The organism is Tsukamurella soli, assembly GCF_039541155.1.
In the GTDB taxonomy this organism is placed as follows: Bacteria; Actinomycetota; Actinomycetes; order Mycobacteriales; family Mycobacteriaceae; genus Tsukamurella; species Tsukamurella soli.
Window position 1 is genome coordinate 1 of sequence record NZ_BAABFR010000175.1, and the last position, 6,171, is coordinate 6,171.

The following is a 6,171-nucleotide window of genomic DNA, read 5'->3' on the forward strand; positions in this document are numbered from 1 at the left end:
CGTGCCGTCCGGCCCGCCGCGGCCCGTGCCGTCCGGCCCGCCGGGGCTCGTGCCGTCCGGCCCGCCGGGATGGGTCACCGTCGCCTCGTTCAGGGTGGCGACGACGGTGCCGCTGCGTGGCGCCGTCGCGATCTCGAGCCGCAGCTCCCACTCCTTGCGTGGCTCCTCGACCACATCGAGTCGCTCGATCGCGCGCTCGGTCTGCCGTGCCTTGGACGCCTGCTTCTCGGTCGACTCGAGCCGCGCCTTGCGTCCCGCCTTGTCCGGGTCGCCGCCCTTCATCTTGCGCCGCGCGTTCCGGACGCCGTGTTCCATCCAGTTCCGCTGCATACGGGCGCGTTCCGTGAGCCGGTCGAGCTCGCCGGCGTAGCCGTCGTACGCCTCGCGGGCGCGGCGCCGGGCGACCGCCCGCTCCGCCAGATAGGCCTCGTAGCCGCCGCCGTACACACCGATCTGCTGCTGCGCGAGGTCCAGCTCGACGACCGTCGTCACCGTGCGCGCCAGGAACTCGCGGTCGTGGGAGACCAGCACCAGCGGGGTGTCCACCTCGGTCACGAACCGCTCCAGCCGCTCGAGTGCGGCCAGGTCGAGGTCGTTGGTCGGTTCGTCCAACAGCAGCACGTCGTAGCGCGACGCGAGGATCGCGGCCAGGCCGGCCCGTGCCGCCTGCCCACCGGACAGCCCCGTCATCTCCGCGTCGGCGCCCACCGCGAGCCCGACGTCCGCGAGTACCTGGCCCAGGCGGTCTTCGAGATCGGCTCCACCGAGCGCGAGCCACCGCTCCAACGCCGGCGTATACCGGTCGGGTGCGCCCGGCTCGGCGAGCGCCTCGGCCGCCGCGTTCATCTCCGCCTCCGCCGCGGTCACGCCGGCGCGGCGCGCGACGAACTGCGCCACCGTCTCGCCCCGGCGGCGGTCGGGCTCCTGCGCGAGGTAGCCCACCTGCGCATCTGCCGGACTTCGGTCGACGGCGCCGGTGACATCGGGCCCGCTCGCTGCGCTCCCGGCGCCGGTGACATCGGGCCCGCTCGCTGCGCTCCCGGCGCCGGTGACATCGGGCCCGCTCGCTGCGCTCCCGGCGCCGGTGACATCGGGCCCGACATCGGAGGGGAGCCCCGCGATCAGCCGCAGCAGTGTCGACTTGCCTGCGCCGTTCGCGCCGACCAACCCCACCACGTCGCCCGGCGCGACGATCAGGTCGAGGCCGGAGAACAGCGTGCGCGCGCCGAAGGCCGCGCCCAGGTCACGGATGTGCAAGGTGGCGGTCATGCCGACTGCTCCCCGGGGGGATCCTCGTGCGGGTCCAGCTCGACCTGCTCGTCTGGCCGCGCCATCTCGCGGCGGTAGCCGATGACGCCGACGATGGTGCCGAGCAGCAGCGCCACGACCATCACCACCAGCACGATGTCCAGGATCCACTTGAACTCGCCGAGCGCGGACGAACCGTAATAGCCCACCAGCAGCAGGCACGGCGCCCACAACACCGATCCGATCACCGAGGCGATGGTGTACTTGCGCTTGTCCATCGCCGCCGCCCCCGCGACCATCGGGCAGAGCGTGCGCACCCACGGGACCCACCGCGCGACCAGCACGGAGAGGAAACCGTGGCGGTCCATCAGCTTCTTGACCCGGTGCAGGTTCTCGGCGTTGAAGTACCGGCCGCCCTTCTTGGCGAGCATCCGATCGCCCATCGTGGCGCCGATGCGGTAGCCGATGTGGTTTCCGGTGATCGCCGCGACCATCGCCGTGGCGGCCAGGCCCCACACGACGGGCGCGTGCTGGCTGCTCGTCGCCAATGCGACGCCGGCGGTGAGCAGCAGTGAGTCGCCCGGCAGGAACAGCCCGATGATGAAGCCGCACTCCGCGAGGACGAACCCGGCGACGATGAGATAGATCAGGACCGGACCAGCGTCCTGCAGTATCCCGGTCATGCTCGATGACCCGCAGGGCCTGCCACGGGCCCGGGTCGGCCCGCAGTCACGCGGTCCGGCGGGCGGAGCGGAAGCGCTTGAGCGCCTCGAACGCGATCGGCAGCACCGACACGATGACGATGACGACGAAGATTGCGTCGATGTTCTTGCGGACGAACTCGATCTTGCCGAGGAACACCCCCAGCACGGTGACACCGACGCCCCACACGATCGAGCCCAGGACGTTCCACAGCGTGAACGCCGCGTACTTCATCTTGGCGGCGCCCGCGACGAGCGGAGCGAACGTACGGACGATCGGGACGAAACGGGCGAGGAAGATCGTGACGGGGCCGTACTTCTCGAAGAATGCGTGCGACTCGTCGAGATACTTCTGCTTGAGGACCTTCGCGTCCGGTTTGAACAGCGCGGATCCGCCGAAGCGCCCGATCAGATAGCCCACCTGCGCGCCGAGGACGGCGACCACCGGGACCAGGACCAGCGTCGCCCACAGCAGCCATCCGCTCTGCGAGCCGCTGTACTTGAGGTCGTGCGCCTCGGATGCGCCCGCCGAGAACACGAGACCCGCGGTGAACAGCAGCGAGTCGCCGGGCAGGATCGGGAACAGCACGCCGGACTCGACGAACACCACGATCAGCAGGCCGAGCAGGACCCAGCTGCCGAACTTGTTGAGCACTGTGACGGGGTCCAGGATTCCGCCGAGCGCGGAGGCCTGCACGGTGGTCGTCGACGCCGAGAGGGCCGTCGAGGCGTGCAGGGCGAGGTCATGTACTCCGGCTACGAACACCCGGTCAGCGTACCGGGCCGATCCTTGGTCCAGCCTGAGTAGGCGCTTCCCCCGGGTGCCGAGGGCCTACTTCAAGATCTCGTCCATGTAGCACCACCGCCACGACTCGCCGGGCTCGATGCTGCGGATGAGGGGATGGTTGGTGACCTCGTAGTGCGCGGTGGCGTGTTTGCCCACGGAGGAGTCGCAGCACCCGACGTGCCCACAGCTCAGGCACAGCCGGAGGGCGACGGGGTCCAGCCCCTGCGCCCGGCACTCCTCGCATGTGGTCGACAGCGGGGTGGGGTCGTCGAAGCCGTCGTTGACGCGCATGTGCTCGCATTCGCCGGACACGCGCGGCGGGGTGAGCAACTCGGCCACCGCGACACGCTCGTTGCGCGTCTGTACCACCGTGAGCGTCGCCTCCTCGATGTCGAAAGAGAACAGCACCTGCTGCAGCACCTCGTGGTCGCCCTGTCCGGTGTTCCGCAGCCGCAGCACCTCCTCGCGCTCGGCCTGCAGCATCTGCAGCCGCGCGCGTCGGACCTGAGCGTTCGGCGTGTCCTTGGCCTCCGGGCCGAGCCGCTCCCAGTTGCCGCGCTCGCGGGTCTCGGCGCGTTCGCGCAGCGTCTCGATCACCTCGGGCGGCACCGAGCAGTTCTCGTCCGCCGCCATCGCGTCCAGCGCCGCGATTCCCGCGTTGATCGCCGACCGCATCACCACCGCCTGCTGCAGCGCGTCGGTGCGGGCGTTGGGTCCCTGCAGTTTCAGGAACCGCGAGAGGGCCGGCAACGTCGAGCCCTGGATCAGCAGGCTGCCCGCCACCACGACCATCGCCGCGAGTACCAGTACCTCCCGGTGTGGGACCGTCGAGGGCAGGATGAACGCCGCTGCGAGCGTGACCACCCCGCGCATCCCCGCCCACGACAGCACGGCCGTCTCCCGCGCGCTGAGGTGTGTGTCGGTCTGATCGACGCGCACCGCGACGAACGCGGATGGCAGACACCACACGATCCGCGCCACGATCACCGTCGCCATCACGGCGGCGCACGCGAGCCCGATGGTGCCCCACCCGAGAGGAGAGTGCCCGGCGGCCTCGACGATCCATCGCATCTGCAGCCCGATCAGCAGGAACACCGTGTTCTCGAGCAGGAACTGGATGGTGTTCCAGTTGATCCGAGCGGACATCCGACTGAGCGCCGTCTGCTCGACCGGCGCCTTGAACCCGCTGATCAGGCCCATCACCACCACCGCCACCACACCGGACGCATGGATCTCCTCGGCGGGTAGGTAGGCGACCCACGGTGCGACGAACGAGATACCGGTGGTGATGATCGGGTCGGTGACCCGGCGGTTCGCGAATTTCGCGAGCAGCGCCGCGATCACGCCGATCGCGACGCCGCCCACGGCGCTGAGGGCGAACGAGCCGACCACCTGCCACACGCCGACGGTGCCGGCGATCGCCGCGATCGCGGTGCGCAGCAGCACGATCGACGTCGCGTCGTTGAACAGTGACTCGCCCTCGAGCAGTGTCGTGACCCGGCGGGGGAGGCCGATGCGCCGTCCGACCGCGGTCGCGGCCACCGCATCGGGCGGCCCGACGATGGCGCCCAGCGCGAGCCCGGCGGCGAACGGGATGTGCAGCACGGCGGTCGCCACCAGGCCCACGGCGAACGCCGAGAACAGCACGAGCCCCACCGACAGCAGGCCGATGGAGCGGATGTTCGCCTTGAAGTCGACCAGCGAGCTGCGGTACGCCGCCGAGTACAGCAGCGGCGGCAGCAGCCCGAGCAGCACCACGTCGGGGTGCAACGGCACGTCGGGGATCGACGGGACGAACGACGCCGCGATGCCGACCACCGTCAGCGACAGCGGGGCGGCGACCCCGATCCGATCCGACACCGCACTCACCACCAGAACGGCGGTGACGAGCACGACGATCCAGGCGGCGACCTCCATGCGCATCAGTGTCGCAGAACGGTGCCGAGGCATGTCGCCTGGCGGATCACACCGGTACACCCCCTTCGCCCATGCGCGACCGGCGGGATTGACATACTTTCTGCGGAAGCGGAACCCGATCCCAGGAGGACCTGATGCCCATCGCAACACCCGAGGCCTACCGGGAGATGCTGAGCCGTGCCAAGAGCAACGGCTTCGCGTTCCCGGCGATCAACTGCACGTCGAGCGAGTCGATCAACGCCGCGATCAAGGGCTTCGCTGACGCGGGCAGCGACGGAATCATCCAGTTCTCCACGGGTGGTGCGGAATTCGGCTCCGGACTCGGGATCAAGGACATGGTCACCGGAGCCGTGGCGCTGGCCGAGTTCGCGCACGTGATCGCCGCGAAGTACGGCGTCACCGTCGCCCTGCACACCGACCACTGTCCGAAGGACAAGCTGGACACCTACGTCCGGCCGCTGCTGGCGATCTCGCAGGAGCGGGTGGCGAAGGGCCTGCACCCGCTGTTCCAGTCGCACATGTGGGACGGCAGCGCCGTGCCGCTGGCCGAGAACCTCGAGATCGCGCAGGACCTGCTGGCCAAGGCCAAGGCCGCGAACATCGTCCTGGAGATCGAGATCGGCGTGGTGGGCGGCGAGGAGGACGGCGTCGAGGCCGAGATCAACGACAAGCTGTTCACGTCCGATGAGGACTTCGCCAAGACCGTGGACGCACTCGGTGCCGGTGGCTACCTGCTGGCCGCGACGTTCGGCAACGTGCACGGGGTGTACAAGCCGGGCAACGTGAAGCTGCGCCCGACGGTGCTGCGGGACGGACAGAAGGTCGCCGCCGCGAAGCTGGGTCTGCCCGAGGGCAGCAAGCCGTTCGACTTCGTCTTCCACGGCGGCTCGGGTTCGCTCAAGAGCGAGATCGAGGAGTCGCTGAGCTACGGCGTCGTCAAGATGAACGTCGACACCGACACCCAGTACGCGTTCACCCGCCCGATCGCCGGCCACATGTTCAGCAACTACGACGGCGTCCTCAAGGTGGACGGCGAGGTGGGCAACAAGAAGGTGTACGACCCGCGTGTCTACATGAAGAAGGCCGAGGCGTCGATGAGCGAGCGGGTCGTCGAGGCGTGCACCGATCTGCAGTCCTCGGGCAAGTCCATCTCGGCCTGATCCGCCGGCTTCATCCCGCCGGGGTCGTCGGGCCGGCGGTCAGTGCATCGCCAGCCCGATGATCACCGCGATGATCAGCAGACACATGACCGCGGCCGCCGCCCATTCCGTGACGGTGAGCCGCGGTCTCGTGTGTCGGGGGAGTCTCGCCTCTTCGGAATACCGCGGACGCTGGGGCGGTCTCGGGTGCGGTGGCTGGGCGTGCGTGGGTTGCGGGAGGCGGGCCTGCGAGGGCCGAGGCTGGGGGACCCGGGACGGCGGGAGCCCGGTCTGCGGCGGCGGTGCCGGCCGGTGCACCGGAGGTGGCGCCTGGGGCGGGACGGCAGAGTACGCGAGTGCCGGCGGCGCCGAAGGCATG

At 69.9% G+C, this 6,171-nt stretch carries 5 protein-coding genes; 1 reads left to right on the forward strand and 4 read right to left on the reverse strand.

Annotated elements, in window-relative coordinates:
• The 4 genes from ABD908_RS26335 to ABD908_RS26350 form a co-directional block, all read right to left on the reverse strand.
• Positions 1-1,269, reverse strand: a 1,269-nt coding sequence (locus ABD908_RS26335; RefSeq protein WP_345001698.1) for an ATP-binding cassette domain-containing protein, incomplete at its 3' end; no start/stop codon positions are given.
• Complete coding sequence (locus ABD908_RS26340) at positions 1,266-1,931, reverse strand: DedA family protein (protein ID WP_345001700.1); 666 nt, start codon at positions 1,929-1,931, stop codon at positions 1,266-1,268. The genes ABD908_RS26335 and ABD908_RS26340, both read right to left, overlap by 4 nt.
• A gap of 46 nt (positions 1,932-1,977) precedes the next feature.
• Positions 1,978-2,685, reverse strand: coding sequence for a VTT domain-containing protein (locus ABD908_RS26345; protein WP_385924522.1), 708 nt, complete (start codon positions 2,683-2,685; stop codon positions 1,978-1,980).
• Between the two features lie 96 nt (positions 2,686-2,781).
• Positions 2,782-4,653: a Na+/H+ antiporter gene (locus ABD908_RS26350; RefSeq protein ID WP_345001702.1), complete on the reverse strand. Its 1,872-nt coding sequence runs from the start codon at positions 4,651-4,653 to the stop codon at positions 2,782-2,784.
• Between the two features lie 134 nt (positions 4,654-4,787).
• Here ABD908_RS26350 and fbaA point away from each other — a divergent pair, with 134 nt between their 5' ends.
• The gene (gene fbaA, locus ABD908_RS26355) at positions 4,788-5,813 is read left to right on the forward strand and encodes a class II fructose-bisphosphate aldolase (RefSeq protein ID WP_345001704.1); all 1,026 of its coding nucleotides are present in this window, start codon (positions 4,788-4,790) and stop codon (positions 5,811-5,813) included.
• The last annotated feature ends 358 nt before the right edge of the window (positions 5,814-6,171 follow it).

Bases quoted from the DNA above. Each gene is read 5' to 3' on its own strand.
- ABD908_RS26350 (WP_345001702.1), bottom strand. From the start codon at position 4,653: ATGGAGGTCGCCGCCTGGATCGTCGTGCTCGTCACCGCCGTTCTGGTG.
- fbaA (WP_345001704.1), top strand. From the start codon at position 4,788: ATGCCCATCGCAACACCCGAGGCCTACCGGGAGATGCTGAGCCGTGCC.
- ABD908_RS26340 (WP_345001700.1), bottom strand. From the start codon at position 1,931: ATGACCGGGATACTGCAGGACGCTGGTCCGGTCCTGATCTATCTCATC.